Here is a 1,829-nt window from a genome sequence, read left to right on the forward strand (position 1 = left end):
CTGGACCGGCGAATGCCCCACCTGCCACCGAGAGTTACCCACCACACGCCGACCGGAGCCCACGAGACCACTTCAGACCTAACGAAGTACTACTAGGGCCTGTTTCAGAAGTGGATCAAGGTCGTGCGATGATCTTGATCCATGGCTCGGGGAGATCTGACGGATGCCCAGTGGGCGGTGCTGGAACCGCTACTGCCGCTGGGTGTCAAGCCCGGCCGACCGCCGGTGCACACCAAGCGGCAGCTCATCAACGGCATACGGTTTCGCACCCGCACGGGCATACCGTGGCGGGACCTGCCTGAGCGGTACGGGCCGTGGGAGACGGTGTACGGGCTGTTCCGCCGCTGGCAGCGCGACGGCACGTGGCACCGGATCCTTGAGCGGCTCCAGGCCCGGGCCGATGCGAAGGGCCTGATCACCTGGGACATCTCCGTCGACTCCACGATTGCCCGCGCCCACCAGCATGCCGCCGGCGCGCGCAAAAAGGGGACCTGCAACGCGAACCGCCCGGCGGCGTCTTCACTGAGCCCGACGACCACGGACTCGGACGCTCCCGAGGCGGACTGACCACCAAGATCCACCTGGCGGTCGAGCAGGCGCAGAAGCTGATGTCGCTCGTGATCACCGCCGGACAGCGCGGCGATTCCCCGCAGTTCCAGGTCGTCCTGGGCCGCATCCGCGTGCCGCGTCTCGGCCCGGGACGCCCGCGCACCCGGCCGGACAAGGTCCGCGCCGACAGGGCCTACGGGTCCCGCGCGAACCGCGTCTACCTGCGCAGGCACCGCGTCGGCTGCACGATCCCCGAGAAGCGCGACCAGGTCGCGAACCGCAAGAAGCGCGGATCCCACGGCGGACGGCCGCCGAAGTTCGACAAGGACGACTACAAGGAGCGCCACGCGGTGGAGTGCGGCATCAACCGCCTCAAGCGCCATCGCGCGGTCGCCACGAGGTACGACAAGCTCGCCGTCCGCTACGAAGCGACCGTGCTAATCGCGGCCATCAACGAGTGGCTGTGATCGTTACTGCTTGCGGCCCAGCAACTGCACCGCCCGCGACCTGTGACCGTTCATCGTGGCGACCTCGATCCGGCGCTCCTCCACCAGATCGAAGTCCGACAGCAGAGCGCGCAGCTCTGCTATGTCGTGATGCCGGCACACCGCACCGTCGTCAGTGGCGAAGACTCCGTACGGTGCGCCGAATTGCTGGGCATAGGTGGCGTAGCGGCTGTGGTTTCGTTCGTCGTCCTGCAGGACCATGTCGCTGACGTAGAGCAGCCCGCCGGGCGCCAGGACACGGCTCAGCTCGGAGACCAGTGCCCGCTGAGCAGCGTCGTCGGGAACACACGTCAGCACCGCGAACAGCAGGACGACATCGAAGCTTGCCGATGCGTAGGTCAGGTCCGGCGGGGACTCCAGGGCCGCGAAGCGCAGGTCAGGCCTCAACTGACGACCCCGCTCGATCAGCGCGGGGGACAGGTCCACACCGGACACATCGGAAAAGCCGTGCTCACTCAGCTCGGCCATGACACGGCCATATCCACAGCCGTAGTCCAGGACCCGAGCGTTCGGACTCACCCCCGCCAGCCAGGCTAGATTCACCGGATGGGTGAACGTCTTCGTTGCGCCGACGCTGTCCCAGTACGCGATCTGACTACCAAGATCCTTCATGCGAGTGCAGCATACGACCCTCACTCGCTCGACACATCACCTCTTGATCCACTTCTGAAACACGCCCTAGTAGTACTTCGTTAGGTCTGAAGTGGTCTCGTGGGCTCCGGTCGGCGTGTGGTGGGTAACTCTCGGTGGCAGGTGGGGCATTCGCCGGTCCAG

At 66.2% G+C, this 1,829-nt stretch carries 2 protein-coding genes; one reads left to right on the forward strand and one right to left on the reverse strand.

Annotation, left to right across the window (positions count from 1 at the left end; all coding sequences use genetic code 11):
- Positions 1-141: 141 nt before the first annotated feature.
- Positions 142-1,016, forward strand: a protein-coding gene (locus tag VM95_RS41090) for an IS5 family transposase (RefSeq protein WP_425265399.1) whose coding sequence is annotated in 2 segments (ribosomal slippage) — positions 142-531 and positions 534-1,016 — 873 coding nt in all. Because the reading frame shifts where the segments join, the coding sequence is not laid out codon by codon here.
- Between the two features lie 3 nt (positions 1,017-1,019).
- Here the strand turns inward: VM95_RS41090 and VM95_RS37435 are convergent.
- On the reverse strand, positions 1,020-1,667 hold the full coding sequence (locus VM95_RS37435) for a class I SAM-dependent methyltransferase (RefSeq protein ID WP_045705840.1): 648 nt from the start codon (positions 1,665-1,667) through the stop codon (positions 1,020-1,022).
- Positions 1,668-1,829: the final 162 nt, after the last annotated feature.

The sequence above is a fragment of the Streptomyces rubellomurinus genome, assembly GCF_000961885.1.
In the GTDB taxonomy this organism is placed as follows: Bacteria; Actinomycetota; Actinomycetes; order Streptomycetales; family Streptomycetaceae; genus Kitasatospora; species Kitasatospora rubellomurina.

Coding starts and splice junctions, on each gene's coding strand:
- VM95_RS37435 (WP_045705840.1), bottom strand. CDS start 1,667: ATGAAGGATCTTGGTAGTCAGATCGCGTACTGGGACAGCGTCGGCGCA.